The sequence below is a fragment of the Azospirillum oryzae genome (assembly GCF_008364795.1).
GTDB classification, from domain to species: Bacteria; Pseudomonadota; Alphaproteobacteria; order Azospirillales; family Azospirillaceae; genus Azospirillum; species Azospirillum oryzae.
Genome location: NZ_VTTM01000013.1, coordinates 127,045 through 153,530 on the forward strand (window position 1 = coordinate 127,045; position 26,486 = coordinate 153,530).

Consider the following 26,486-nt stretch of genomic DNA (forward strand, 5'->3'; position numbering starts at 1 on the left):
CGAACGATGCTCGGGAGGTGCCGATGGCCACGGGACCCAACGCCTGGATCGAGGATGAACTCGCCGGCTGCCACTTTGCCGACGAGCGGTTGGGGCGACGCTTGAGCACGTTGCTCGATCAGATATCCGGGGCGATGGGTGACAGCATTCCCCTGGCATGCCAAGACTGGGCCAACACCAAGGCGGCCTACCGGTTCTTCGCCAACGACCGGGTAAGCGAAGCGGACATTCTCGCCGGCCATTTCGACGCGACCCGCCAGCGGGTCGCCGCGACTACCGGCCCCCTCCTGGTCATTCAGGACACCACGGAGTTCTCCTTCCAGCGCGAGCATCCCGAGAAGATCGGTCAGACCGTCCGGGTGAACAGCGGTCAGGACCAGGAGGGACGGTTTCGAATGCACACCGTGTGTGGGCTGCTGATGCACGCGAGTCTGGCAGTCACGACCGAGGGCCTGCCGCTCGGCCTCGGTGCCGTCAAGTTCTGGACCCGGACCAAGTTCAAGGGCACCGCCGCATTGAAGAGGAAGATCAACCCGACGCGGGTTCCCATCGAGCAGAAAGAGAGTGTCCGCTGGTTGGAGAACCTGCGCCGGACCACGGAGCGGTTCGGCGATCCGGCGCGCTGCATCCATGTCGGGGATCGCGAGAGCGACATCTACGAACTGTTCTGCTTGGCTCAGGAGTTGGGCACCCATTTCCTGGTGCGGACCTGCGTCGACCGGCTCGCCCTTGGCGGCGATACGACCGTCGACGCCGTGATGGACGAGGTCGCCGTTCAGGGCGTGCATGCCGTCACCGTTCGAGATGGTCAGGGCCGTGTCGGCACGGCGGAGGTCGAGCTGACCTATCGCAGCCTGCGGATCTTGCCGCCGATCGGGAAACAGAAGCGCTATCCAGCACTCACCCTGACGGTCCTGCATGCCCAGGAACGGGAGGCGCCCGTCGATCGCCCGCGCATCGACTGGAAGCTCCTCACCGATCTGCCCGTCCTCACCCAGGAAGCGGCCATCGAAAAGCTCCGCTGGTATGCGGTTCGATGGAAAATCGAGGTGTTTCACAAGATTTTGAAATCGGGGTGCAAGGCAGAAGAGGCGAGGCTCCGAAGTGCCGACCGTTTGGTCAAATTGATCGCCGTCTATTGCCTCGTAAGCTGGCGAGTTTTCTGGATGACCATGATCAATCGATCGGCGCCGGATGTCGATGCAGGGATCGTCTTTACAGAACGCGAGCAACAGATCCTGGATTTCCTGGTCCCGAACAAGGCTCCCAGCCTGCCCGGCAGCAACACCCTGGGCATCTACCTCACCAAAGTTGCCAAGCTCGGTGGCTATCTCGCCCGGGGCTCCGATCCACCGCCGGGTAACATGGTCATGTGGCGGGGTATGTCTCGCCTGATCGATATTGTCTTGGGTTCAGAGATCGCGCCGCAGCTTGTGGGTAATTGAAAGCCGACGATGACCGCCTTGCGGGGAGTGGACGAAGTGGGCTGAGGGCATTGTCACGGGAACGGTGGCGGCTCGCCGGTTGTGACATTATTCTTCTCGGATGTCGCCGCTCTCGTTTGCCCGCCATCAGTTCCCGCCCGCGATCATCCAGCATGCAATCTGGCTCTATCTCCGCTTTACGCTGAGCTACCGGGATGTCGAGGAGCTACTGGCCGAACGTGGCGTGGAGGTGTCCTACGAGAGCGTCCGCCGCTGGGTCCTGAAGTTTGGGCCGGCCATCGCACGCAACCTGCGGCGCCTCCGACCCAAGCCCAGCCCGCGCTGGCATCTGGACGAGATGGTGATCAGGGTCAGCGGAAAGCCGATGTACTTGTGGCGTGTCAGTGCCGATTGGATACTGGCCCATCCGCATTTTCGGTGCAGGGTAGCAGCCTGGGCGTGGGCATTCAGGCGGCCTCAAGCACGCGATGACGCAGCAGATCGAAGCTGCCGCGGCCGTTCATCATGCGCTTGATCGTCTTCAGCCTGCTGATCTGCCCCTCCACCGGTCCGGTGCTCCACGGCAGCGACAGAGCCGCCCGGACCGCGGCGAGATCGCGCTTCAAACCAATGGCAAAGCCCGTCAAGGGGGTGCCGTTCGCCGTCGACAGCCAGTTGTCCAACTCTCCGGCTCGTTGTCCCCGGACCATCGCCCGAAAGGCACGGGCCACGGTAATGGTTTGTGCCAGTTCCGGCGAACAGGCGATCAGGGCTGAGACGAAGGCCTGTTCGGTCGGGTCGATCTCCTGCTCGTCGGCGATTACCAACCATGCCGCCCGTCGGCGCGACGGCACCGGCCATGATGCCGATGTCATAGACGCTGCGCTTCGTGTGGCCTGTCGCAGAGGCCGTGCCCAGTCCCGAACCAGTGTCCGCTGACCGGTGAAGCCGAGGGACTTGATCTCCCGCCAGAGCAGAGCGGCGTTGTGGCAGCCGTCATCCCAGCGTTGCCGCAGGTGATCGAGGAACGGATCAAGCCGGCTCCCTTTGGCTGGCTGACGCCATGCCGGCGGCTGTCCGGATCGCAGCCACACCCGCACCGTCTTGCGATCGAGATGGAGCGTTTCAGCGATGCGCGTTTGCGACCACCCGCGGGCTTTCAGCGCGACGACCTCGTCATAACGGGCATGGCGGGCAGCATGAAGGGCAGCGCTCCGCTGCTCTCGCCGGGTTGGTGGACTGGAAACCTCATCCGACGGCGGCAGGTGCGGGTCCTGCTCGGTTTCGCCCACCAGAGCGACAGCCAGCTTGGCGGCGGCCCGAAGGTTGCGGTGATGGCCGGTGAGGATCTCCCGCAAGGTGTCGGTCAAATTGTGCAGGAGGTGTCGGGTAGCCGGGCTCCGTTGCCGAAGCCCAGCCCCCTCAGAACCGGACGTGACGATCTCCCGTCATCCGGCTCAAGCCTCCGCCGCCCGGTACCCGATCCGCGCGTGGTGTCCATGGTGGCACCACCGGTGTACCAGTTGCAGGTTGTCGATCTGGTCAGATCCGCCGAGATACCGTGGGATGTCGTGATGCTCGTCGATCAGAGGAAGGTCCTCATCTGGATCGAATCCAACACGACACATCGCGCATTGAAAGTCTTGTCGCCGCAACAAGGCCAATCGCATGGGAGAGTGCATCGTCACCTTCATGCGTCGTTGCTGCCGCTCTTCCCAGTAAGCCTGGTCGTCGGGATTGAGCGGGCTTCGCTTTCCTTGAACCTTGCTGTGCCGGGTGATTGGAATGTCGTCGTGCCGAGCGAGCCGGGTACGGCCATCCACGAAATTCCATTTGGCGTCGAAGTAGCGCGACCGGACCCAGGCCGCCGACTTGGTCGGGTGGCGGCGCTTGGCCCAGTGCCACAGCTTCGCGTGGACATGATGGTCCATGGAATGGAACGTCCGCTTCGAGGCGCCATGCCGATAGTAGTTCGCCCATCCCCGGATCAGCGGGTTGAGCTCGCCGATGACTTGGCTGGCGGTTGCCTGACGATGGCCGCTCAGATAGTCATGGATGGCGCGCAGATGCTGTACCACCTTCGCCTTCTGAGGGGTCGTCAGGATCACGCCACGATACCTCCGCACGGTGAAGCCGAGGAAGTCAAAGCCCTGGTCGATATGAACGATCCGGGTCTTCTTCTCGCTCAGCGTCAACCCACGCTCACGGAGAAATCGCGTCAGCGTGGGGACAACATACGTCTCCAAGACTTCACGTGTCGGTGCCGTCACCACCAGATCGTCGGCATAGCGCACCAAACCGAGGCCACGGTTGAGGCCGTGACGCCGGCTTGGACGAACGGGGCGACCCCGTGTGTCTTCGGCTCCGAAGAGCCGCTCCGTGCCGTCGAGGGCAATGTTGGCCAACAGGGGCGATGCAATACCACCTTGCGGTGTGCCGGCCGTCGTTGGCGTCCATGTGCCCAGTTCCACCGTACCGGCCTTGAGCCAGCGATGGATGGTGGTGGTGAACGTCGGCAGCCTCGCCAGCAGCGGATCATGTCCGATGTTGTCAAAGCAGCCGGAAATGTCCGCGTTGAGCACCCATTCACTCGCGCCGGCGGGAGCCAGCATCGCGTGCAGGGCGACGATCGCATCCATCGTGCACCGTCCAGGCCGGAACCCGTAGCTGTTCGCCTCGAAGCGTGTCTCCCATTCGGGTTCCAGCGCCATCTTGACGAGCATCTGCAAGGCTCGATCCCGGATCGTCGGAATGCCCAAGGGCCGCTTCCGGCCGTCCGCCTTCGGGATGTACACCCGGCGGACCGGTTGTGGGCGGTAGTCCTTGAGGCTCAGATCAGTGCTCAACCTCATCCGGCCCTCGGGCGTTTTGCACACCACGCCATCGATGCCGGGAGTGTTGCGGCCAGTGTTCTGCTGGGTAACCCGGCGGACCGCCAGCCGTTTTGCGGATGTAGAGCGGACCAGGAGCTTCTGCAGGTTCTTCACCTGCCGCCCGTTCCCAGCCGCCGCGGCACGGTAGATGCGTCCTTGAAGGCGCTTCACGACCGCTTCCGTCGTGGTCCAATCGATCTCGGACCACGCCATCGTCGGCGGACGTTCACCGGAATGTTCGGTTTTCACCATCTAACGTCTCCGGCAATTCCAAGCACCCCAAGGGGGCTCGACCGTTGAGACCATGGCGGAAGTCTGCGCCCTTTCGGGCTGGGTATTTCCTCATCATCGAGGCCCTATCCATCCCATTACAGGATGGCCTTCGCTTTCTCCGCCTTCCTCTACCCCCTTCACCATCTCCTTCCTTGCGGTTGGCATACCGTCGCCTCGCGGCAGACGGGATGAATGGGGCTTACCCTGTTGTCTGATGTGGAGAAGCGGATGGGGAGGCTGCGCCCTATAGTCCGGCGGGTCTTCGTGCCACCGTCGTCGGTGATGGCAACCGACGATCCGACCCACGTGCCATTTTGGCGCCGGCCTGTCAGCACCTTTGGCCGGTTGCGGATGACGGACCTTGACAACGGGCATTCACTTGCGTTCAGCCTTCCATCCTCTGCTGGGCCGCCTCCGGATTGGTGCTCCCAGATTGTGGCCGTTGTCCCCAGAGCTTCAGACGTCGGATTACTCCTTCGCATGTCCGGGTAGCAGCACTTGGGTGGACAAGGTTCCTTCATAGGACACTCCAACATCAAACCTTACGGATCGTCGGGAAGGTGTGTTTCCCGACAACCCTCAGGTCACACGCCAGCGATCCGCAACCTGGATGGCGGTGGGTGCGCCCTGACGGACGCCATCGGCGTAGGCGCCAGCACGGTCACGGGCGACGATCTCGACACCAGGATGGGCTTTCAGCCATGCGGCAACGGTGTCGGCCTGACGGTCGGGCAGGAGGTCGATGGGGCGGTTGCGCTCGAGATCGACGACGATGATGCCGTAGCGCTTGCCGCGGCGCCACGCCCAATCATCAATACCGATGATTTGAGGCGCCGGGGCCGGCACCACGGGCACCGCGCGGATCAGGCGCAGCAGCGTGTCACCACTGACCGGCATGGCGAGCCGGGTGGACAGCCGGGCGCCGGGATTTCCGCCGGCACTCAGTGCAATGGCGCGCTGCGCCTCGGCAAGCCGCCGGGTGCGCCGGACCCGAGGGGCTGCCACCGTGGGCAGCGGCTCAGCGAAGATGCTGCGGGGACAGTCCGCCACCACACACCGGAAGCGGCGAACCTGCAGGTGGAGTTCGCCAACTCGGCCCTGCCACGGCAGGTCGCCCAGATGTCGGGAGTACCGACTGTGGACGCGTGCTGTCGGTCATCTCAATAACCTTAACTCGTGAAACGTTCATATCCAAATACTTAGCTTGGCAGCAATATTGTTAACTGGATACCAATAACGCAAACTGAAGCACGAGCCTGACCTCAATAAGGTTAACCGGATCGCCCCGATGTCGGCTGACCGCTCTGGGGGACCACATCGCTTGTCGGAGAGAATAGGTCCGACAGCGGTCAAGCCGACGCTCAGGCGGGCGGCGGCATGGCCAAGCGGCGGCGCGTGCGTCCCGAAGGCGGCCCTGCGGCCGGGTTCCAGTCAAGGTTATTGAGATAACCAGTAAAGGTTATTGAGGTTGAACGGGCATCGGCGACCCGCGCCAGTTCACGTTTTTGCGACCAGGATTCCGGCTGAAGCCGCTTCAGTAAAGGTTATTTCGCCAGCCGACAAGATCGGGCGCCAGGATGGCGCCTTTTGTCGCCGTAAAGTAGTTCATGCAAATTGTCACTCAGCAAATGTAAGGGATTTTTCGTCTCTTCGTCATCCAATTGATGCAAAAAGTAAGGAGGATGCTGCAAAAAGCAGAATGTGGATCGGGTGAAAAGTGCCGCGGCATCCGCACACTACCCAGGCGCTGACGACCGTCTCCGAAGAGGACTGGGCCCTTGCCCGTGAGCGCGAACCCATTGTTCGTGACTTGATGCATAACCCTCCCCCCTATGGCGCTCGGGCGGAAGCGATGGCGGCGGCGGCCGGCGAACTCAATGTCACTCCCAACTATCTCTACCGTTTGCTCAAGGCCTACGAAGCCGATCCTCGAACACGCTCTCTGCTGCTGAAGACACCAGGACCTGCCGGTGGCGCCCAGCGCCTGGATCACCGGGTCGAGGCGATCATCGAGGAGGAGATCAAAGGCAACTACCTGACCCTCCTTCGCCCCAAGAAATCGCTGCTGATGAAGGGAATTCAGGCCCGATGCGCGGCGGAGGACCTGACCAAGCCGGCTCGCCAGACCGTGGACGCCCGGCTGGCGGCGATCAGCAAGCGGGAACAGACCAAGCGCCGCCACGGCCGGAAGAAGGCGCGTGACGAGTTCAACCCAATCCGGGGATCGCTCGTGGCTGAGCGCGCGCTGGAGGTCGTCCAGATCGACCACACTCCGGCCGACCTCCAAGCCGTTGAACCCGACAGCCTGGAGGTGATCGGGCGGCCCTTCATCACCTTGGCCGTCGATATCCGGACCCGCATGTACTGCGGCTTCTACCTGACCTTCGATCCGCCCTCGGCGACCAGCGTCGCCGCCTGCGTTGCTCATGCGGTGATGGACAAGAGCGAGTGGCTGGCGGCTCGGGGGTTGCCGGCTCGCTGGCCGGTCATGGGCCTGTGCGAGGCCGTCCATACCGATAACGGCAAGGAGTTTCACTCCAAGGCCTTCACCCGGGCCTGCGAGGATTACGGCATCGAATTGCGCTACCGCCCGCCCGGCACACCGCACATGGGTGGCCATGTCGAGCGCCGCATCGGCCATCTGAGCCAAGAGTTGCATCTGCTGCCCGGCACCACCTTTTCCAATATTAAGGAACGTGGCGTCTACGACGCTGCCGGCAACGCCTGCCTCACCATCGCTGAGATCGAGTGGCTGGTGGCCAGCATCATCCTGGAGCACCACGCCTCCTTCCACGAAGGCATCGGCACGTCGCCCAACGCCAAGTGGGCGGCTGACACCGAGGGCAAGGTCTTCCGGATGCCGGCCGACTTGCGGACCTTCCACCGCGATTTCCTGCCGTTTGAGGAGCGGACGGTGCAGCGCGACGGCGTCCACCTGTTCAACATCTCCTACTGGCACGACGCGCTGACGCCCTTCCTCCACGACAAGCGTAAGGTCACGGCCCACTATAATCCCGCCGACCTCTCCAAGGTCTTCATCCGCGGTGTGTCGGGCGAGTACCTGGAGGTTCCTTACCGCAACCTGCGACGTCCGGCCATTTCCCTGTGGGAGCACAAGGCCGCAAGACGGGTACTGCGCCGCCAGGGGCGCGCCGGCGTCGACGAGGCGATGATCTTCGACATGGTGCTGGCCCGGCGCAAGCTGGTGGAGGAGGCCAGCAACCGCAGCCGACGGGCCCGCATGGAGCGGGCCAGGGGCGCAGGGCCACGGTCGGTCCCTGCCCTGCCGGCGGCATCGACCCCACCGGCCATCGACGCGGCGTATCGGGTCATGCCCGACGGTGCGGACGACGCCCCTCTCGAGCTGCCCTATTACGACACGGAGAGCTGGGATGACTGACGACGCCTACCGGCATCTCGGACCGTCGGCGCTGGAGGTGATTGCCCTGTCCCCGGAGGAGCGCATCGTGCGTATGCAGGGCCGCCGCTTCACCGAATACCCGCGCTGCCGGTTCGTCCTCGACCTCATGCTCGAACAGCTCGAGCAACCGGCCGGCACGATCAAACCCAACCTGCTGATCTGGGGAGAATCCGGCCAGGGCAAATCCACGATCATGGCCAAGCACCTGCGCGACCACCCGGCGGTGTTCGATAAGAAGACCGGGGTGCGACGCACCGCAACTGTCGGTCTTGAGATGCCGCCGATGTGCGATGTCAAATGGTTCTACACTCAACTGCTTCGGGCCATCGATGCCCCGGTCAACGAGTCTCGTGCCAACATCCCGCTTCTGGCAGATCGCGTCGTCACCCTCTACCGCCTGACCGGGGTCCGCCAGATCCTGATCGATGAGGCGCACAACATGCTGATGGGCACGCTGCGCCAGCAGCGGATCATGCTGACGGTGATCCGCCATCTGAGCAACGTGCTGGGCATCCCGCTTGTCCTCTTCGGCACCCAGGATGCCCGCGAGGCGCTGATGCACGACCATCAGCTCACCCGCCGCTTCCGTTTCGTCGAGCTGCCGGTGTGGGAGGCGGGGGAGGAGTTCCAGACGATGGTCGGCAGCGTCCTGCGCACCCTGCCGCTGCGCCGGCCCTCAACCCTCACCGCGCGCTCTATCCGAGCGCTGCTGTCCCACTGCGGGGGAACCACCGCCAAGCTCTTCGAGACGCTCATCGACCTCGGCATCGACGCAATTCAGGTCGGCGAAGAGCGGATCACCGCCGACATGGTCAACGAGTTCATCGGCCGGCCAGGGACGGGGTGACCGGCATGCGGCTGTTCGCGTCCATCCCAGATTTGCCCGTCGTTCCACCGCCGGCTCCAGGCGAGGCGCTGGGCGGTTGGGTGGAGGCGATCGCCGACCTCTACGGCCTGAGCCGGGCCGATTATCTGAAGCGGCTCGGTGTACCACGCCGCTGGGTGACCGAAGCGATAAACCGGGACCTCGTGTTTCGGCCGCTGCCCAGCGTGATGGCGCGGCTGCAGGTCGACACGGGGATTGCCGAGGAGGTGCTGCGGGGAATGACTTTCACGGGGCTCGACCGCCCGCTGGAGGAGGTCTGCCGAAACCACTACGTTCCCTGTCCGGAGTGTGCCTATGAGGCGGAGCGTCAGGCGGATCGGCCTGTCGAGCTGTTGTTCGCGCGAGCTGCTTGGCGCGTGGTGTGTCCCCTTCATCCCCCGGACTTGGACCCAGGGGATGTGGTGGCCGGGGTCCCGCTGCCGGCCTTCTATGACCAAGTTCGGCACGTCATCGGATTCCTCGATCGGGCGGCCTTCGACCGAACCCTGTTCCAGGAAGTGGTTGGGACCCGCCTGGCGCCTGCCTACTCCGTCGACGTCTTCCTGTGGTTCGTCTACCTGCTCAACAGCTTCCTCAGGGTCGAGGTCTCCGATATCGACACGATGCGTGAGTGCTGCGAGTTCCGCATCCTGGACGCCTACGACACGAACGCTGACCTCCAGCCGGTGCCGCTGCCCGCGGAGGAGCGCAATGGGTTGGCCGTATCGCTGGTCCTGGCTTGGCAGCTTCTCGCAGCACCCTTCACCACCCTGTTTGCCGGCCTGCGCACGACCAACCAGGCCGGCCGCAAGACCAGGCGCGATGAGGGGCAGTTCATGGCCGTGATCCGGATGCTCCTGGAGTTCTGGCCGGGCGAGATTCTGGCGATACCGATGACGGGCGGTGCTCTGTCCGTTAGGTGGCCGCCGAAGGAAACGGTCGCCACGCGCACCGCCCAGGCCCTCGCCAAGCCGTGGAGCAACCATGCCAGTTACGCGGAGCGCTTGGCCGAAGCCCATTGGAATCACACAGCCTGGGTCAGGGCGCTGCTGGCTGACCGATCCCTGGTCACGGGGCCCCATCATGTTTCGCACTTCCCATGGGTTGGCCCTTTCCATTACCGGCCGGTGGCGTCAAACACCCGGTCTGCGTCGCGGATCGACGCCGCGCGCCAAGCGGCTCGGAACAAGCGCAACCTCGGTCTTAGTAAGCGGCCGGGTTTGCCGCGGTTTTCTGAGACGGTGATCCGGCGCGCCCGACGCCCCTCCACGGCGCCCCCGCACCAGCCGGCCCCTTGCCTGACGATCAGCCCACACATCGTGGATGCAGTCCGGCAAGTTCTGGAGGCTCATGGACCGTTACCGAAGAAACTCCGCGCCCGTGAGCGCCGTGCGCTCATGCGGAAGCTTTCAGCCGCCGCCACAAAACTTCTGGCCTCCCAGGCAGAGGGCGGCTTGACCATGAGGCAAGCAACCACGGAATAGTTATTCCAGCACGGAGGCGCGACCAGAGCTTCCCCCAAGCTCGGCACTCAGAGCAAATTTTACCATCAAGACAGCCTGCAACGGTATGGACGGTGTGTGCCAGACCACGCGCTGGAGATAGGCCGCTACATGTAGCATCGGCCGCAGCAGGGGCATTGCCACCCCTGCTGGACCGCCGGCCGGGCGAGAAGGTCGTGGATCGTCGGCCTCCGCTTTCTGCAATCAACGGGGCGTAGGATTTATACGGATTTCTGATTGACTTCGGCATTGCAGTTGAACACTCATTCTAGGCGCATGGCAATTGAAAGACGGAGCGCAAGATGAGACATAAGTCATTTCTGTTAATCGGTGTTTTTATAGCTGCATTCACATTTGATCATGATGCCAATGCAGAGCCGATCAAGAGTCCCAATGAATGCGCTTTTGGTTCCCTGATAGATGATAAGCTTACTATTGGAAATATGTGTAATAGGCCTATTTATATTGAGACTTATAGGAACGATGAAACTTTATTGGTTTCTCGAAATCTACCACCCATGAGCGCATTAGTCTTTACTTGGAATTTCGGTAATACGCTTTATTGGATTAATTGTGAGGTCGGTACGCGGCCCGTAAGCATAAAGAGAGGCGGCGCCGAAGGTTGCGAAAAATCAAAGAAGAAGGATAGCAGACCGTTTACTTCAACTCTTGTTGTCAATCCTCGCATTGACTACGAGGCAGCTAAGCTCGTTGACAGGAGCAATCCATTTCCTAACAAGTCCCGATACACATCAACGGCTAATTCGTCAAAGGTCGCCTCCAACGACCTATCTCTAAATCCTGCTGGGAGAGGAAGTAGAGATGCAACTGCATGCCTTAGCTTGAGACCTTATGCAGGATCAGACTCATGGAGTACAATCACCAACATCTGCAATTTTAACGTTTATGCTGAGATGCTGCCGTACAGTGGGTCGTCGATGCTTACTAATGGGAGCAGGCCCCAAGTTACAGAGGGTCACCTATACCTTGCGGGAAGCGAAAGAAATCTACCAACTGGCGGAAGTTTTGGGGGTGGGTTTACAGTAACGCACAATAAGATCTATGCGTGCGAATATGGTTGGTATCCGGATGAGAAAGATTATGGGAAAGATAAGTATCACTGTCTATTTGACAAAATAGGCAAAACCCGGATTGGCGGCCATGATTTCCCAAAGTAAATGCAAACTGGGTGACGAGTTTAAGAGAGTACCGCCGGAAAGAACAGGCTCGGCCTAGGGAGTACTCCCTGAAAGGTTATTAGATGGCGCTGCGATGGGTGCTCGACATTTAGCATGGCGCCACCCATCGACGTGCCTTCGAAAAGCCGTTCTAAAACGCTTATGGAGCCGGGACCAGCAATACTCACTCAGACTGCTTTCGGCTTGGATGCTGGGCGCTGCGGTTGGGGCGAGGTATCCTCGGCCTGGGAACCCTGCAACCCGTGGTCGGTCTGCAACGCCAAACCGGCGGCTTTTGGCGCCTTTGCGGTTAGGTTCGTCAAGTGTGGTTTCCGAACCTAACGTTATCGAGCGTTAGTCTATGCAGGGTCATGCGGCAAAGAACCAGCGAGCAGGCGGAACCAAACAGATCATGTCGTATGTAACTCGGTAAAGACAAGATCGTCTAACCCAACTGCGATTTAGATATGTTACTATCGCTCTGTTACATGAGACTATAAGGCAGACTGGTTTCAGGTCTTGTCCTCGGTAGGGTGAAGCAAACCCTGCTCTCGGGCTCGGTCGAGGAGGGCTTTGACGCTCGATGGCGCCCACGTCCGGGCGCCGGTTTTGGTCGGGATGCCCTGACGCTCCAGCTGGCGGCCGATGCGGGCGAGCGTCGGCTTCTCACCATCGGCGGCGTTGTGGATGGTCGCAACCAGTTCCACGAGCCGCCTGTCCTGCGCCACCGCCTTCTTGGAGCGCCGTGGTGCGGGCTTCAACAGGCCGGGATCGGCCAAGCCGTCGCCGACCAGGCGACGGACGGCCCGGATCAGCGCGTCGCGCGTCCAGGGTGACGGGTTGTCGCCTGGGCGCTTCTTCACCGCTGTGTTCAACACGTCGACAACGCGATCCCACGGGTGTGCCGGCCGCAGCCGCTGGACGACGGGGAGAAATTCCCCGGCACCCTCGGCGACCCGCTCGCTGAGCCGGTCGTTCCGGGCACGGGCCACACGGCGCCGAACGAGCGGGTCCTTGGCAATCAGTCCCGGATTGCCTGGCTGCTTGCCGATCGCCTTGGCGGCCCGCACACCGGCTTTCGTCCGCTCGCGGATCAAGGAGCGTTCGAACTCGGCCACAGCTCCCAGGATCTGTAGGGTGAACTTGCCCTGCGGGCTGCCGGTGTCGATCGGGTCACCAAGCGACTTGAAAGCCGCTCCCTTACGTTCCAGACCGTCGATCACATCGAGCAGATGAGCGAGCGACCGTGCCAAGCGGTCAATGCGCACCACCACCAGCGTGTCGCCCCTCCGCACCCGGCTCAACACCGCCTTGAGCTGCGGCCGCTCGCGGTCAGCGCCTGAGGCGTTCTCCCGAAAGATCTCGGTGCAGCCGAATGCCTTCAGGTCGAGGAACTGCGCTTGGGTCGACTGATCCTCGGTGGAGACTCGTGCGTAGCCGATGAGGGCCATGGGCGACTGTTTCCTGTGAACGATGGCTTTCCGATTGGCAGGGCAAGGTACCCCGGCAGGCGAACTGCCCCAGCATACCCAATTTTCAGGACAATCACTTGCCCATAACCGGCCGGTTGGAAATTAGCGGAAAAGATTTTGACCGCCACGCCTGCCCTACTCCTCTCCGCAGGCAGCGAGACAAGATGCCAAACCAGACGGTCGCCCGGTAAGCGCCGGCCGAGATGGTCGTACGCGCACCACCTTGCTGGGCACGTCTCGAACGTTTAGGCGAAGCTATTGCTTTTCAATGAGTTGAGCCGAATGCGGAGGGGCTTCGCTCAGCTTTTTGCATGAACCGCTTACATTTTGCATGAACCAGTTTGCAAAACGGAGGCACCGGAAGCCCCCACCCCCTCAGGATCCGGCTTTTTGCATCAACTGCCTGACAACGACACCAGCGACCATAGCCGCCCTCCCCTGCTGGCGATAGCGGAAATTATCACCAACATGTGATCTCAGCCATCCGCAGTAGTGGACTGGTCAGCGTTTTTTCGATATCAAAATCCTATAACCATCTGATATAGAACAATACATGCGTCTTCGTTCTTTGGACCCGTTCCCCCTTCTCGCCCCCCTGGAGCGCGCCGCCGCGGCCGTCGGCCGGCTGGCCCAGGCAGCCGCCGGCACCCCGGTGTTGGCCGCGTGGATGCACCGGTCGCGGGTCGAGGCCGTGGCCGAGATTTCAGAGACCCAGGGTCGCCGGGTCGATCCCAACCGTCTGCGCACCTTGCTGGCGCAGGTGCCGACCCGGGCTCAGCGCGATTGGGGCGCCACCATGCTTGCCCTCGATATGATGCGGCAGATGCTCACCGAACCTGGCACGACTGCTCTCGCCCCGACCGGCACGGATGACGCGCTTGCCCAGATGGACGAGGCCCATGCCGCAGTCGGGTCGGCGGCGCTGATCGCTTGCGGCATTGGCTTCCTTGCCCACCTAGAAGCTGGCGGCGACCGCAGCGGCGCCTGCCTTGCAGTTTCCCGCTTCCTCGCTGCTCAGGGACTGACGCCGCTGCCGCTTCCCTGCTTGAACGGGGTGGAAGCAATACGCCGCGCCGAGCCCCGCGGGGTCTGGCTAGTTGCCTTCCTAGACGGCATGGCTCGGCAGGCGGAGGAGGGAGAGGATCGTCTCGGCGCCTTGCACCACCGCTGGCGCAGCTGGCGCCGGCGTGTCGGCGACCGGCGCAGCGACGCCCGCATCCGCCGCGCCGTCGACGCCATGGCGGCGGAAGGAGTGATGAGCCCGGCCCGGCTGGCAGCGCGGCTGCGCTGCGCTACCAGCGCGGCGACCGACCTACTGGAGGACCTGCAGCGGCTGGAGATCGCCGTGGAGATCACCCGCCGGCGCAGCCATCGGGTGTTCGTGTCCGAGGATCTGGCACCGATGCTGGGCGAGGTGGCGCCGCGTTCAGAAGCGGCGGTCAGAGATGTTGCTGCGTCCCCGCTCCTTCCCCCGCCCGCGGTGGCTACCGAACCCGATCGCTGGGTGGAGCCGGCCGAAGGAGTGGACGACGCACTCGCTCACTTAGAGCGGATCCTCAAAAGACAGGACCCACTGCTGGCTCGTTATGGTAGCGCCAACGGCAGACTTCTATCGTGTGGCTAGATCCCATCTGATCCCGGCTCACATCAGAGGAGTCAGTTAACCACGGCCTTCAAATCCGACTACATGTACAGATGAAGTCGAAATAGACAACGCACCTCGGCAAACCACAACCCACGCTTGTCAGCACAACTCCATGATCGCTCAACATGCCGATGCCACCTAGAAGTCACATCGCAGATTGGCTCCAACTGATTGACGCTTTTTATTAAAATATCGTCTAAACTATCAGTAAACTACTTGTTAAGTTCTCAGATATTATATCAGCAGGAACATTGTGGTTGTCGCTACTCGCTTCAAGCCGCCCAACAACCGGCTTTTTAAAGGGTTACGATCACCTTGGGAATGAGCAGAGCCGTTGGATTAACTCAACCCTATCAGTTGATGAATTTTCGAGCTGTACGACCGAGATGAAAACCGAAGCTGACATTGAGTTTATTGCCAGAGCGATCGACCCTGACGCTTGGCAGAACTATGACGAGAGCAACGGCAACACAGCCAGTGTAAATCGCCCACTCTCATCTTTGGCCGCAGCCCAGCGCGTTCTGAATGCTGTGCACGAAGCAGGTGGACGGATTGCCGGAGCGTCGCGGCTCTCTTCTGATAATGCTCCCTGTTCAGTGTCCACACCCGACGAGAGAGAGAGCGGTACCGTGCGGGAGATCGTCCGCCACCATCACCCCGAGCGCAGAGTGCTCCTAGTCGAAGATCGCCCGGCCGTATCCGATCTGATCAAAGCTCTTCTCCAGTCCCTGCCCAATATTGCGCTCGAGGTGGAGACCAACGGCAGCGATGCCATCGATGCCGCTGGTCGGAACTGCTACGATGCTATGCTGATAAGCACCGAGCTTCAGGATATGGAGGGCCTCGATGTAATTGCGTCACTGCGGCGCCTCCCCCTTCCGTTCTGCAGCACACCGATAGTGGCGCTGATCGGGGACGCGAACCCTGCCTACCGGCTCGCAATTCTGGCTCATGGGGCGCAAGAGGTTCTTGACGGTCCCGTGCGCCTGGATGATCTCGTTAGGGTCCTGAACCGGTCCTTTCCGTCGCTCCCGGTCAACGACGAGAGGATCTGCGGGCATACGCTATCCGCAATGCTACGGGACCTAGGCCAGGAGCATGTGCCCTCGTTCGTCGCCAGGTTCGTTTCCGAGACACGAGGCAAGCTTGCCACGATGCGCTCGATCCGCGACCACGACACGATGCAAGCTGAAGCGCACACGCTCAAAGGTACATCACGCTCCTTCGGAGCATTTCAGGTCTCGTTACAAGCCAGCCAGCTTGAACAAGCAAGCCGTACCGGAGCGCCGTGGACGACGATCAACGCTCTCCTCGATGCAGCTGAACAGTCGCTCACAGATGCTGAGGCGGCTTACGCTAACTACCAGCTTCTTTGAATGTAAGCGGGGCGTGATTGCACCCGATCAGGCGTTGATGGCGGCCTTCCAATTCCAGGGGAGCTGATCGGCGGGGCGTGCGGCGGGGTAGCCGTTCACCATGCGCTCCAGGACGTTGCGCAGGTATACGAAATGCCCTTAGGAGAGCAAGCCTGCCCCCTGTGACTTTGCCTCTTCAACCATGGCCTGGGCTTCCTTCCAGCCTTGCCAGAGTGCCTCGTATTGGATTCCGGCGAGCTGGCGGTGCACAGGATCGTCTGTTTTCGCGATCACCGGCCAAGGCTCCATGTTCCGCTTCCACTTAGCGCCGAACTGGAAGAAGCCAAATCCGTAGCGCCTGAATCGCCGGCGGAAATCCTCCTCGTCTTCGCGAAACCGGTGCCGCACCAACAGATCAGCCGCGTATCCGATCAGGCCGTGAGGGCGGAGACGTAGGCCGAGATCGAGGTCCTCGCAAGCCGCCCTCCGGAAGCGCTCATCGAACCCACCAACGGCTTCAAATGCTGCGCGATTAATGACAACGGACGCGGTCACAAAGCCATCCAGTTGCCCGTCTGGCTGAGCGGGTGGGCTCAGAGTCGATTGGGCGGTGTAGTAGGAGGCGAACAGCCCAGTCGGATCCGAAGCGATCGGGCCGGTCCACGCCACCACCGGGCAGATATGGCCATGGTCCGTAAGGGCCTCCAGATAATCCGTATCCGGCCGCACACCAGCATCGAGGAACCAGAGCCATTGCGTAGACGCCAATTGGGCTCCACGGTTACGTGCTGCGGCTGGTCCACGGTTTACAGCCTGAACGCACGCTTCAACCACCAGACCGCCCTCGCACGCTTTGCGGACTTCAGCACTCGTGGCCGCCCCTGCGTCGCGCGACCCATCATCGACGACGATCACCCTGGCCGGACGCACACCAGCATGGAGTTCATTCAACGCATATAGCGTCTCGCTCAAACCGTCCGGATCGTCCTTCACGGGAATGATGACGGTGATCTCGAGGGCGGAGTACAGATGCTGCTCAATCGAATAGCTGGGAGGCAATGTCAGTGGAAGCTGCCAACGTGGGGCTTCCGCAGGCAATTTATAGTCCATTTCCTGAACGATCCGCCTATGGTTATATAGCGCCGGCTACCAGTCTTCGGTCTACACAGCTGATGTTCCGGCCAGCACGGACGCTATGACATGACCGACAGTTCTTTTATCTACTGGCTTAGTTATGAATCCGTTAAACCCCGAGCTCTTGCATAACTCAGCCGCGTCGTCGTGAGCGTTCGCTGTAACTGCAATGATTGGGATTCGCCCTCGTTCGTCTTGCCGTGCACGTATGGCTCGCGCGGCAGTAATACCGTCCATGATAGGCATCTGGACGTCCATCAACACCACATCAAAGGATCGCTTCTCTAGCGCCGTAACTGCTTCAGCACCATTCCCGACGACAGTTACTTCGTGCCCTTCCTTGCGAAGATAGAATGAAATAATGTCGGCTATCAAACCATTGTCTTCCGCGACCATGATAGACAAATTTGCCGACACTCGATCCGAAGCAGTCCCGCCAGTCCCTTGCCCCGCCGCCTCCGCAAGCGCCGCAGCCAAAGCAGACCGCCGTATAGGCTTCAGGAGAACAGTGCCGGTTTCGCCGATCAAACCATGGCTCCTGGCGGAAACCACGCGGACCAGCGGCCAGTCGGGCGGTATGCTGCTTTCGATCTGGGCCGCGGCAGGGTGGTCCATATCTAGAACGACCACTGCCCGGTTCGGGTTATCGTCCGTAGCGATTTGTTCGTTCGCGTTGAACACTTCGCAGCCAATCATGCGCAGTTTGTTCAAAACCGCGTTATGTTCTTCTGACGAACGCATGAAAGACAGAATTGGAGGAAGTCCGTTGAGACGTGCGATCGTCTCCTGTTTGTCTGTTGCACACATCGGCAAGGAGAGGCTGAATGTTGCCCCACTGCCGGCAGCGCTTTTGACAGTGACCTTCCCTCCCATCTGGTCCGCCAGTCCATGGCAGATTGCGAGCCCGAGACCGGTCCCACCAAACCGTCTTGACGCGCCGGCATCAAGTTGACTAAAGGGCTTGAATAGGCGGGGAATATCCTCGTCGCGGATCCCTGGGCCCGTGTCCTCTACGGAGACCCGCAGGTCCCTCCCACCACCGCTGCTCTCAGATGCCGAAACCGATACCTTTACGCCGCCGGCCTGGGTAAACTTCACCGCGTTGTTGACGAGATTGACGACGATCTGCCGAATACGGCCCGGATCGCCCAGTAGTTCTCGAGGCACGTCAGGCTCGACGAATGACTCAAGCCACAGTCCCTTTTCTGCAGCCGGCAGCGCGTGCAACTCAAGGGCCCCGTCAACCAGTTCCTCGATGTCATAAGCCTCGTGGACGAGTTGAACCGTTGCTCCCTCAATTCGCGAGAATTCGAGAACGTCGCTGACCACGGTGAGAAGTGCTGTCGCGGAGCTTTTGACCGCCAAGGCCCACCGGCGCTGCTCAGGGCCCGTTGAATTCCGGTGAAGCAGGTCGGCCATGCCGATTATGCCGCTCATTGGCGTCCGGATCTCATGGCTCATGGCACCGAGAAAGGCGGATTTTGCCTTACCGGCCGCCACGGCCTGATTTCGAGCGTCTTCGAGCTCAGCGACAAGAGCTGTCTTCTCATCAGCAAGCGTCTCTGCTGCCCGACGAGCTCTTTCCTCGCGTTTGATCTGGACGTAGAGCGATGTAACCAATCCGAAGGCAGTAATTGCCAATGCAGCAATCGCCCAATTTACGTGAGTCAGCTTCTCAACGAGCAGACTCCTCGCCTCTGCCTTTGACGCGCTAGCAGTTCCATGGATTTCTGCTACGAGCGGCTTGAGTGTGTTCTCAGCCTCTTGAATCATTGACGACAGCGCTGCTCGCCGTTCGCTGCCGGATGGCGCCTCGAGCAATGGCTCCCAGCTTAACACCATTTGCTCAAGTAAATTGATCCGCTTGGTCAGAGAGGGGTTTCGCTCCAAAATGAACCAATGGTCGTTCTTGAGAACGCTGAAGCGGCTAAGCAGAATATCGTACCGGACCTCAATGTCTTTTATGTTCTCAGCTCTTCGCTCAAAGTCCCGGACCAAAGCGGAGAAGCGGTAGAACTCCACCTCAAACTGGTGCAGAGACCATTGAGAAGATTCGATCCTCTGGTTTGTCTGCGCATCCAGTTCCTTCGATATCTGGACGTCTAAGTAGGACCACAGGAGCACCATAAGCGTACCGGTCGCAGCGAGTGCCTGGAAGGCAATCCTGTTCGTGGATCGGCGTGGCTTGCAAGGCAGCTTGATAGCGTTCAACAATGTCCATGGCCGCAACATGAAAATCTTCACTCAACCTGTATGGATTTCACCTGCCATGCGCAGCGAGAAAAGAACAGCTCGCTATTCAGCGACTTATCATCGTCGAATGGGTAGATGATGAAGATCGGCCCCTTATCACGGATTGACATCGGCTTCCCGTCACGCCGCGTCGCGAGAATTGGATCATATTTAACGTCTTCAATAGGTATAGTCGTAACGTAGTCGTTCAGTGCGGTCACACGTAGCGTCCGGCCACTGGCGCCGATCTGTCGTAGGAAAGTTGACAGCTTGACACCTGAGAACTCGACTGGGTCTTGGTTCCAGGGCGTCCGGGTAGTCAGGGTTGCCAACCCCATAGCCTCGAACTCCTCCCTACTATAGCTGCGCTCCTGACCGCCGGCGGTCGAGCCGCTAACGACTAGGATCGGTGCGCCGGCATCCTGTGATGAGCTCTCAGCTGCTTGAGCTGGGGCACTGAGTCGTTCACTGTCGAAAGCAACAACAGCGCACCCCACCGATAGAAATACAAAGAAAGAGCGGTACACAGTCCTGATCATGATACCCCTTATCCCCTAGTTTGCTAACGACGTCGAAACTGCGTCTGCTGCGTTTTACCTAACGGCTGCGGCGATGATCTCCAAGCGGCTTTTCGCTCCCCTCTTCTTTAGTATCGCACTTACATGCTCTTTAACCGTTACTTCCTTAACTCCGAGCCGCTCAGCGATCGCTTTATTGCTAAGGCCCTGCACCATCAAGGAAAGCACCTCGCTCTCGCGGGCACTAAGGCTTGCGCCCTTCTGGCCACCTCTCTGAGGGCCTCGCTCACCACGGCTATCGGCGTTGCTGCTAATTCTTTGGATGGCAGGGCGAGGGGAAAACGTCATTCCAGAGACAAGTAGCTGCATAGCCGCCACGAGCGAGTTTCGAGCCAGAGACTTCGGAATATAACCAGCAGCGCCTCTTGATAGTGCCTCCTGAACGATATCTTCGTCCTCCTCGGCAGAGATGATCGCAACTGGTGTATCTGGCCTCATCTCTTTTATCCGGTCGATGCAAGAAAACCGGTCCTGTCCACCTGGGGCCATACCCGGCATGTTCAAATCCAATAAAATAAGATCGAACGCCTTGTCCCGATCGACTTCCTTGAAAGCATCGTCGAGAGTCGCCACTCCCACTACTTCACTTCCGGGAATTTCCTCATTGAGCAAGCGGGCCATAGACTCGTACAAAAACCAATGATCGTCGGCCAGTAGTATTCTCATTATTTAGTCCACCTATGGATATGCGAATACCCCCCAAAACTGGGGGCACTATATACAGGCTCCCCGTTTGGTACAACGCCCTACTCCTTCCGGTGGGGTAGGGATCTCTCCGGACGACTGGTCGCGTTCCGCGCTTCCCATGGGAGCCGCATTCCCCTGTTACAGAAATTACATCGAGGGTTAGCACACCCCGTCGTTTTTTTGCTTCTTTGTCAATGGCTTAGGCGCGATCTTCACCAACTGTGACAAAGTTGAGCATTTTTCTGTTGCCGCTTCGGCTGCCTCGCAGGTAGGGTCGCCCTACCCCTTCTTTGGTAGGGGGCTCCCCATATGGTTGGGTTGGTACGGACGCGCTCCGCCAGCCTTCCCGAGCAACTTATCCGGTACACCACAGGAGCGTCTCTGAATGTCGGCCGCCTCACTGCAACGACCTGCCGCTGCGCCCTTGGATACGGATCTGGCTGCCCGCATGATTCTGCGGTGGTTTCCCTTGCCGATCATTCGGCTGCACACCGGCCTTTCCGATGAGGCTATCCGAGAACTTTATCGTCAGCATCACGATGTGCCGCCACCGGCGTCGGCGCTCCCCGATGTCGCCGATCTCTTAGGGACAACAGCCACAGCACGTCAGGCTTCTAACTTCCTGAGCCATTACGTCCGTTTGACGCAAAGCACCGCCTACCGCCGTGTCGACGTGAATGCGCTCATCGTTTCTCATGATTTGCACCTCGCATCACGAGACCCGCATACCACTGAGCCGACTACCATCGCTGCAGCTTGGGTCCTTGCTCGGGAGCTACGCTCCCGGGCCATTTCGTTCGTGTCTTGCGAGTGTGGGCGCGACCACGTGGTCCACAAAGAAGTGGCAGCGGCATCGTCGTGTCCTCACTGTGGTGCATCCCTGGCAAAAGGCCGCTCCTCCGTACATGACCATACCTGGCGGGATAACACCGCCGTGGATAGGGCCGTCCGCGTCAGCTAGTGTGCGCCGTCGACCGGCGCTACTACGTTCCAAGAAGGATGGCGGCAGGCTGCTATGAAGACGAATACGAGCGCCGTTGTATTTGCCCTCGACGGGCGGCGGATCACCGTCGAGCTTGAAGAAGAGTTCTGGGAGGCGCTACGGGATGTCGCGGCCCGGCAGAACACTGACCTGGCCACCCTTGTCGAGCAGCTCAACCGCCGCCGTGGGGCTGACAGCCTGACTACGGCGCTGCGCATGTTCGCAATCGCCTATTACCGGTCAGCTGTCGAAGCGCAAGAAGCCGGAGCGATTCTTCTCCGCGCGAACTGAACCCCTGCCCGAGGTCCGGACGCCCATCGCTTTGCTTGCGATCCAAAGCGATGGATGAGGTTGGGGCCGCTCCGGTGACGTCGCTCATGCTAAAGGGCACCTGCTGTCGCTGGGCAGAGTGATCCAAGTGCTTGGCGCAAGCCTCTGCCGCATGCTGCCGCGCGCGGATAAGTACACCCGCGCGATCCCCAGTCCGTACGCATCCGGTGAGTGCCGCGGTCAGGCAGCTTTCGTCTGCTCGCGGATTGCTTTCCAGTTCCAGGGCAGTAGTTCATGCAGGCGGGTTTGCGGGATGTCGTTGATGCGGGCCAGTACGTCGGCGAGCCACGCCTGGGGATCGACGTCGTTGAGCTTCGCCGTGATGATCAGGCCGTACATGATCGCCGCTCGCTGCCCGCCGCGATCGGAGCCGCAGAACAGCCACGCTTTCCTCCCGAGGGCGATCCCGCGCAGGCCGCGTTCGGCGGCGTTGTTCGTGAGACACAGCCGGCCATCGCCGAGGAAGCGGGTGAAGCCGTCCCAGCGTGTCAGCATGTAGTCCATCGCCTTGGCCACGGGGGCATGGCGGGAGAGCCGGGCGCGCTCCGTCCGCATCCAAGCTTCCAGCGCGGCTACCAGGGCGACGCCACGCTCCTGGCGTGCCGCCAGCCGCTCGGCCGTCGGCTTGCCGTTCAGGGCGCGCTCGAGTTCGAAGATTGCGTCGATGCGCCTTACGGCCTCCAGCGCCAGTGGTGAGATCGGCGGAGCATCCTTGCCGCGCTTGGTGTTCGCGGCGATGTCGGCCAACTTGAAGAAGCCGCGCCGTGCATGCGCCCAACATAGCGCGGCATGGATCGGCCCCGGCTGGCGGTCGGGTTCGTACAGCCGGTTGTAGCCGGCGAACGCATCGGCTTGCAGCCAGCCGGAGAAGCCGGCCAGATGCCGTTCGGGGTGTTCGCCCCTGCGGTCGCGCGAATAGTGGAACAGCGCCGCCGGTGGGGCTTGGCCGGCGAACGGCCGGTCGTCGCGCACATACACCCACAGCCGCCCGGTGTCGGTCTTGCCCTTGGCCAACACGGGCACCGGCGTGTCATCGCTATGCAGCCGCCCGGCCGCCATCACATGCGCCGCGATCAGGTCGTGCAGCGGCTTCAGCACCGCCGCGGCGGTGCCCACCTGGTCGGCCAGGGTGGACAGGCTGAGCGGCACGCCCTCCCGCGCGAAGCGCTCGGCCTGCCGGTTCAGCGGCTGATGCTGGCCGAACTTCTCGAACAGAAGGGTCGCCAGCAGGTTGGGACCGGCCCAGCCCCGCGGAGTGGCATGGAACGGCGCCGGCGGCTGGCTGATCGTCTCGCAGGCCCGGCAGGAGAACCGCTCGCGCACCGTCTGGATCACTTTCCATTGGCGCGGGATCACCTCCAGCGTCTCGGTGATCGTCTCGCCCAGCTTGCACAGCTTGTCCGAGCCGCAGCACGGGCAGCTCGCCGGGGCCGGCACAACGACGCGCTCGCGCGGCAGGTGGTCGGGAAAGGGCTGGCGCGAGGGCCGCTTGCGGGTGAAGGCCGCCACCGCGGTGGTCTTGGCCGCGGCCTGCTCGGCCGCCAACTCGTCCTCGCTGGCCGTCGCTTCCAGCTCTTCGAGCTGGAACTCCAGCTGGTCCAGCAGGCGCGCCTTGCGCTCGGAGCGCGTGCCGTAGAGCTCGCGCCGGAGCTTCTCGATTTCCAGCTTCAGGCTGGCGATCAGCGCCTCGGTGTTCGAAGCCATCGCCCTGGCCCGCGCCGCTTCGGCTTCCGCGGCGTCCGCCCGCGCTTCGGCCTGCGCCAAGGCGGCGCGCAGGCTGGCGATGTCGTCGGTCAAGGCGGCAGGGGGCGAAGCGGCGGTCATGGCGCCAGTTTACCCGGGATCGCACCGTCGAGCCGCCGCAATCCCCCCTGAACCGGCCCGTCGATTCACCGTGTCGCAGTCACCCTGCGGCCTCGGGCCGCCAGGTCTTCTGCGGGTTGCGCCAGTCGATGCCTTCGAGCAGATAGCCCATCTGCCCAACCGAGATCGACACTGCGCCGTCCGCCGGCGTGGGCCAGATGAACCGGCCCCGCTCCAGCCTCTTCATGAACAGGCAACTGCCCTGGCCGTCATACCAGATGATCTTCACCAGATCGCCGCGGCGCCCGCGGAAGATGAAGAGATGGCCGCTGTGCGGGTCTTGGGCGAAGCGTTCCTGGACCAGCAACGCCAAGCTCGCCCAGCCCTTGCGCATGTCGGTGTGCCCGGTGGCCAGCCATACCCGCACGCCACTCGGCATCGGGATCATGCCAGGGCACCGACGACGGCCGCCGCCAGAGCCGGATCGACCGGTCCTTCCAGACGCAGGCGTGCCCCGCTGGGCAGGATGACCTCGAGGACTGCCGGGCTTATCGCAGGCCTTGCCGGTGGCGGCAACGCTCCAGGGGGCTCTCCGACCAGCGGTTCGGTTACGGTCGGCTCCGGCGTGATGGTCACTGCGACGAAGCTGGACGGTTCGGCCACGGCGGTCCCGCTCGCCTTCATCAGCCCTCGCCAGCGGTACAGCAGACTTTCGTGCACGCCCAGCCGGCGGGCCGCTTCCGTCACCACCACGCCGGGGCGGAATGCCTCCTCGACCATTCGGACCTTCTCCGCCAGCGTGTAATTTCGCCGCCGCTCCGTCCCCGTCAGAACCTCGACCCGCTGATAAGCCATGACGTTTGCAACTCGTTTGCGTCCGCGCGATGACGCGCTACGCAAAACTCAGACGTCGGACCCTATTTTGCCAAGGCGGCACTCACCGGAGGCGTACCCCAGTCCGCCGGATCGCGCTTCAGGTCACAATGGTGCACTGCGAGGCATTCACGCCCCGCAGCCTGCCAGCAGCCTTCATGGAGCGTAACTGCCCATTTCGCGGGGGCCACTATACGCCGCTGCCCAGCTACAAGCGTCCATCCCCGACGCCAGAACATGGCGGTATGCCTGAAAGGCTTCGAAAAGCGCCGTCTTTCTCCGGCGCGGCGACCAAACCCCGCTGCTAGGATGCTGCGCCAGAACTGGAGGACGCAAGATGATCGCGTGGGTGCTACGGAATAAGGGTACACTGGTCGCGGCTCTGGTAGTTATCTACCATCCAATTAGTGCAATCTATTACCATATGAACCGTGAGAGATATCATGAATTTCTAAAGGCTAATGCTAGCGAATTCGCCTTTCTTGCCGATTACATCGACACACCTCTGTTCCGGTCTCTTGAAGTGGCAATCATGTGGTCTCCTACCGTAATTATCGCTTATGTGACCCTGGTCATGGGCACCTATTGGTACTTTCGCGAGCGCAACTCGGCTGGTGAGTAAGGCTGCATGCAGACCATCTCCGATCACGATTTCCGCCCGCCCCGCCTGACAATCCAATATGCCTTGACGGCCCTGCACCTGTGGTTCACCGACCGAATTAGCCTCGCCACCCTCCTCCTTGCTCTTCGCCATCACCCGGCCGCTGTCGCCGGCAAGGGCGGCAGTCACATCATCGATCAGCAGGCAGCCGGAGCTTACTTCGGCTCCGAACCGGCCCGGAGCAGCGAGTAACTGCCATGAAAAGCCGCCTTCGCAAGGTCCTTTGCATCACCGGTGCCGTTATCCTCGCGGTGCCTGTAGCAGTGGCCGGAGTGGGCGTTGCCACCTTCACTGCCCTCCCCTTGATTGCCTCCGCGCTGCCGCTGGAGTTGTCCCGCATAATGCTGACGGACGGCACACGCCAGGTTGAGATGCAGGGCATGATCCACATCGCTTCGCCGGAGTTCTACCGCGACGTAGCCGATCTAGTCGCTCGCCGCCGGGGCGAAGGTTGGCTCGTTTTCTACGAAGGCGTCCGCGACGACGTCGGCCGCGGCAACGGTGCTTTCTCCGATGTCCTAAACAGTTTGGGAGGTGCGCCAAACCTCCTAGAGGATACTGAGGCACATCCGTACGAAACGCTCGCGCCGGCACTCGGCGAAGGACTGGTTCTCCAAGACAACGATGCCATTGTTGGCCGGCCTGGGCCGGGTGTGCGCAACGTGGATGTGACGCTATCTGAGCTGCTCGCGGAACTCCCCCCTACCCCACCGTCCGCCCACGACCGCCAACCTGACGCGCCATTCACCTTGGCAGAAGCGCGGGAAGTATTCGACACCCTCCCCGGCTGGGTTCAGAACCGCGTGCGCGCCGCCTTCCAGATCCTGCTCTCCACCACGACATCAGGTCGATACGCACACGCGGTGCTCCCGCCGGCGATCACGACGTTGCGTGAACAGCGCGTCGCTCGCGAGATTGAGGACGCGCGCGACCGCAGTATCCTGGTGCTCTATGGTCAGCTCCACATCAATGCGATCTCATCTCACCTGATAGCCGCTGATCCGGCATGGCGGATCGTATCGACTGCTACAGTAAAGCCGTTCTGATCGTCTTGCCTCATGGAGTGAGGTTGAAGCGGACAACTGACTCATTCGCCGCGGACGCGCGCAAGAGCAGCTGCGCCGTGGGCTCTCTCCTGGCCTTCAAAACCGGCTCCGCGCGAGGTCGTAGCGGCGCAGCTTAGCAAATGTGTGGCCGG

At 61.4% G+C, this 26,486-nt stretch carries 20 protein-coding genes and 3 pseudogenes; 12 read left to right on the top strand and 11 right to left on the bottom strand.

Annotation, left to right across the window (positions count from 1 at the left end; all coding sequences use genetic code 11):
- The first annotated feature begins 23 nt into the window (after positions 1-23).
- Entirely contained in the window at positions 24-1,445 is a 1,422-nt protein-coding gene (locus FZ938_RS25995; protein WP_149201227.1) for an IS4 family transposase, read from the top strand.
- Positions 1,446-1,545: 100 nt separating this feature from the next.
- A pseudogene (locus FZ938_RS31210) lies at positions 1,546-1,824 on the top strand (IS6 family transposase); the annotation flags it as partial.
- A gap of 67 nt (positions 1,825-1,891) precedes the next feature.
- On the opposite strand, the pseudogene FZ938_RS26005 reads toward FZ938_RS31210, so the two are convergent.
- The 3 genes and pseudogenes from FZ938_RS26005 to FZ938_RS26015 form a co-directional block, all read right to left on the bottom strand.
- Positions 1,892-2,842: pseudogene (locus FZ938_RS26005) on the bottom strand (transposase); the annotation flags it as partial.
- Between the two features lie 39 nt (positions 2,843-2,881).
- Positions 2,882-4,549: a group II intron reverse transcriptase/maturase gene (gene ltrA / locus FZ938_RS26010; protein ID WP_149201221.1), complete on the bottom strand. Its 1,668-nt coding sequence runs from the start codon at positions 4,547-4,549 to the stop codon at positions 2,882-2,884.
- A gap of 606 nt (positions 4,550-5,155) precedes the next feature.
- Positions 5,156-5,725: pseudogene (locus FZ938_RS26015) on the bottom strand (ISL3 family transposase); the annotation flags it as partial.
- 562 nt (positions 5,726-6,287) lie between these two features.
- On the opposite strand from FZ938_RS26015, the gene FZ938_RS26020 reads away from it, so the two are divergent.
- From FZ938_RS26020 to FZ938_RS30865, 4 genes are all read left to right on the top strand, one after another.
- Positions 6,288-7,970, top strand: a complete 1,683-nt coding sequence (locus FZ938_RS26020) for a Mu transposase C-terminal domain-containing protein (protein WP_149201228.1) — start codon at positions 6,288-6,290, stop codon at positions 7,968-7,970.
- Complete coding sequence (locus FZ938_RS26025) at positions 7,963-8,838, top strand: TniB family NTP-binding protein (RefSeq protein WP_149201229.1); 876 nt, start codon at positions 7,963-7,965, stop codon at positions 8,836-8,838. The genes FZ938_RS26020 and FZ938_RS26025 overlap by 8 nt, the downstream gene beginning before the upstream one ends.
- 5 nt (positions 8,839-8,843) lie before the next feature.
- Positions 8,844-10,340, top strand: coding sequence for a TniQ family protein (locus FZ938_RS26030; protein ID WP_149201230.1), 1,497 nt, complete (start codon positions 8,844-8,846; stop codon positions 10,338-10,340).
- 320 nt (positions 10,341-10,660) lie between these two features.
- A complete protein-coding gene (locus FZ938_RS30865; RefSeq protein WP_211101168.1) occupies positions 10,661-11,536 on the top strand; it encodes a hypothetical protein in 876 nt (291 codons plus the stop codon).
- Between the two features lie 512 nt (positions 11,537-12,048).
- On the opposite strand, the gene FZ938_RS26035 is transcribed toward FZ938_RS30865, so the two are convergent.
- On the bottom strand, positions 12,049-12,987 hold the full coding sequence (locus FZ938_RS26035) for a recombinase family protein (RefSeq protein ID WP_149201231.1): 939 nt from the start codon (positions 12,985-12,987) through the stop codon (positions 12,049-12,051).
- A 574-nt stretch (positions 12,988-13,561) separates the two neighbouring features.
- On the opposite strand from FZ938_RS26035, the gene FZ938_RS26040 reads away from it, so the two are divergent.
- Positions 13,562-14,632: a hypothetical protein gene (locus tag FZ938_RS26040; protein ID WP_109153162.1), complete on the top strand. Its 1,071-nt coding sequence runs from the start codon at positions 13,562-13,564 to the stop codon at positions 14,630-14,632.
- A gap of 278 nt (positions 14,633-14,910) precedes the next feature.
- Entirely contained in the window at positions 14,911-16,029 is a 1,119-nt protein-coding gene (locus FZ938_RS26045) for an Hpt domain-containing response regulator (RefSeq protein WP_136705919.1), read from the top strand.
- A gap of 138 nt (positions 16,030-16,167) precedes the next feature.
- Here FZ938_RS26045 and FZ938_RS26050 read toward each other — a convergent pair whose 3' ends face one another.
- Genes FZ938_RS26050 through FZ938_RS26065 form a run of 4 tightly spaced genes read right to left on the bottom strand, consistent with a single transcriptional unit; the run spans position 16,168 to position 20,618 of the window.
- Positions 16,168-17,118, bottom strand: a complete 951-nt coding sequence (locus FZ938_RS26050; protein ID WP_109153164.1) for a glycosyltransferase family 2 protein — start codon at positions 17,116-17,118, stop codon at positions 16,168-16,170.
- 51 nt (positions 17,119-17,169) lie between these two features.
- Positions 17,170-19,353 (bottom strand): ATP-binding protein, encoded by a 2,184-nt coding sequence (locus FZ938_RS26055; protein WP_174757564.1) that lies wholly within the window; start codon positions 19,351-19,353, stop codon positions 17,170-17,172.
- A gap of 29 nt (positions 19,354-19,382) precedes the next feature.
- A complete protein-coding gene (locus tag FZ938_RS26060) occupies positions 19,383-19,913 on the bottom strand; it encodes a putative pterin-binding protein (protein ID WP_109153166.1) in 531 nt (176 codons plus the stop codon).
- Between the two features lie 54 nt (positions 19,914-19,967).
- On the bottom strand, positions 19,968-20,618 hold the full coding sequence (locus FZ938_RS26065; protein ID WP_109153167.1) for a response regulator: 651 nt from the start codon (positions 20,616-20,618) through the stop codon (positions 19,968-19,970).
- A 406-nt stretch (positions 20,619-21,024) separates the two neighbouring features.
- Here FZ938_RS26065 and FZ938_RS31590 point away from each other — a divergent pair, with 406 nt between their 5' ends.
- Together FZ938_RS31590 and FZ938_RS26075 are read left to right on the top strand one after the other, a co-directional pair.
- Complete coding sequence (locus FZ938_RS31590) at positions 21,025-21,600, top strand: FlhC family transcriptional regulator (protein ID WP_109153168.1); 576 nt, start codon at positions 21,025-21,027, stop codon at positions 21,598-21,600.
- A gap of 54 nt (positions 21,601-21,654) precedes the next feature.
- Positions 21,655-21,912 carry a ribbon-helix-helix domain-containing protein gene (locus tag FZ938_RS26075; RefSeq protein WP_109153169.1) on the top strand — a complete coding sequence of 86 codons (258 nt, stop codon included), beginning with the start codon at positions 21,655-21,657 and terminating at the stop codon, positions 21,910-21,912.
- 219 nt (positions 21,913-22,131) lie between these two features.
- On the opposite strand, the gene tnpC is transcribed toward FZ938_RS26075, so the two are convergent.
- The 3 genes from tnpC to tnpA form a co-directional block, all read right to left on the bottom strand.
- Entirely contained in the window at positions 22,132-23,775 is a 1,644-nt protein-coding gene (tnpC, locus tag FZ938_RS26080) for an IS66 family transposase (RefSeq protein ID WP_109153170.1), read from the bottom strand.
- Positions 23,776-23,854: 79 nt separating this feature from the next.
- Positions 23,855-24,202: an IS66 family insertion sequence element accessory protein TnpB gene (tnpB, locus tag FZ938_RS26085; RefSeq protein ID WP_109153171.1), complete on the bottom strand. Its 348-nt coding sequence runs from the start codon at positions 24,200-24,202 to the stop codon at positions 23,855-23,857.
- The gene (tnpA, locus tag FZ938_RS26090) at positions 24,199-24,609 is read right to left on the bottom strand and encodes an IS66-like element accessory protein TnpA (protein WP_109153172.1); all 411 of its coding nucleotides are present in this window, start codon (positions 24,607-24,609) and stop codon (positions 24,199-24,201) included. The genes tnpB and tnpA overlap by 4 nt, the downstream gene beginning before the upstream one ends.
- 646 nt (positions 24,610-25,255) lie before the next feature.
- On the opposite strand from tnpA, the gene FZ938_RS26095 reads away from it, so the two are divergent.
- Together FZ938_RS26095 and FZ938_RS26100 are read left to right on the top strand one after the other, a co-directional pair.
- Entirely contained in the window at positions 25,256-25,480 is a 225-nt protein-coding gene (locus FZ938_RS26095; protein WP_109153174.1) for a hypothetical protein, read from the top strand.
- Positions 25,481-25,485: 5 nt separating this feature from the next.
- On the top strand, positions 25,486-26,334 hold the full coding sequence (locus tag FZ938_RS26100; RefSeq protein WP_109153175.1) for a hypothetical protein: 849 nt from the start codon (positions 25,486-25,488) through the stop codon (positions 26,332-26,334).
- Positions 26,335-26,486: the final 152 nt, after the last annotated feature.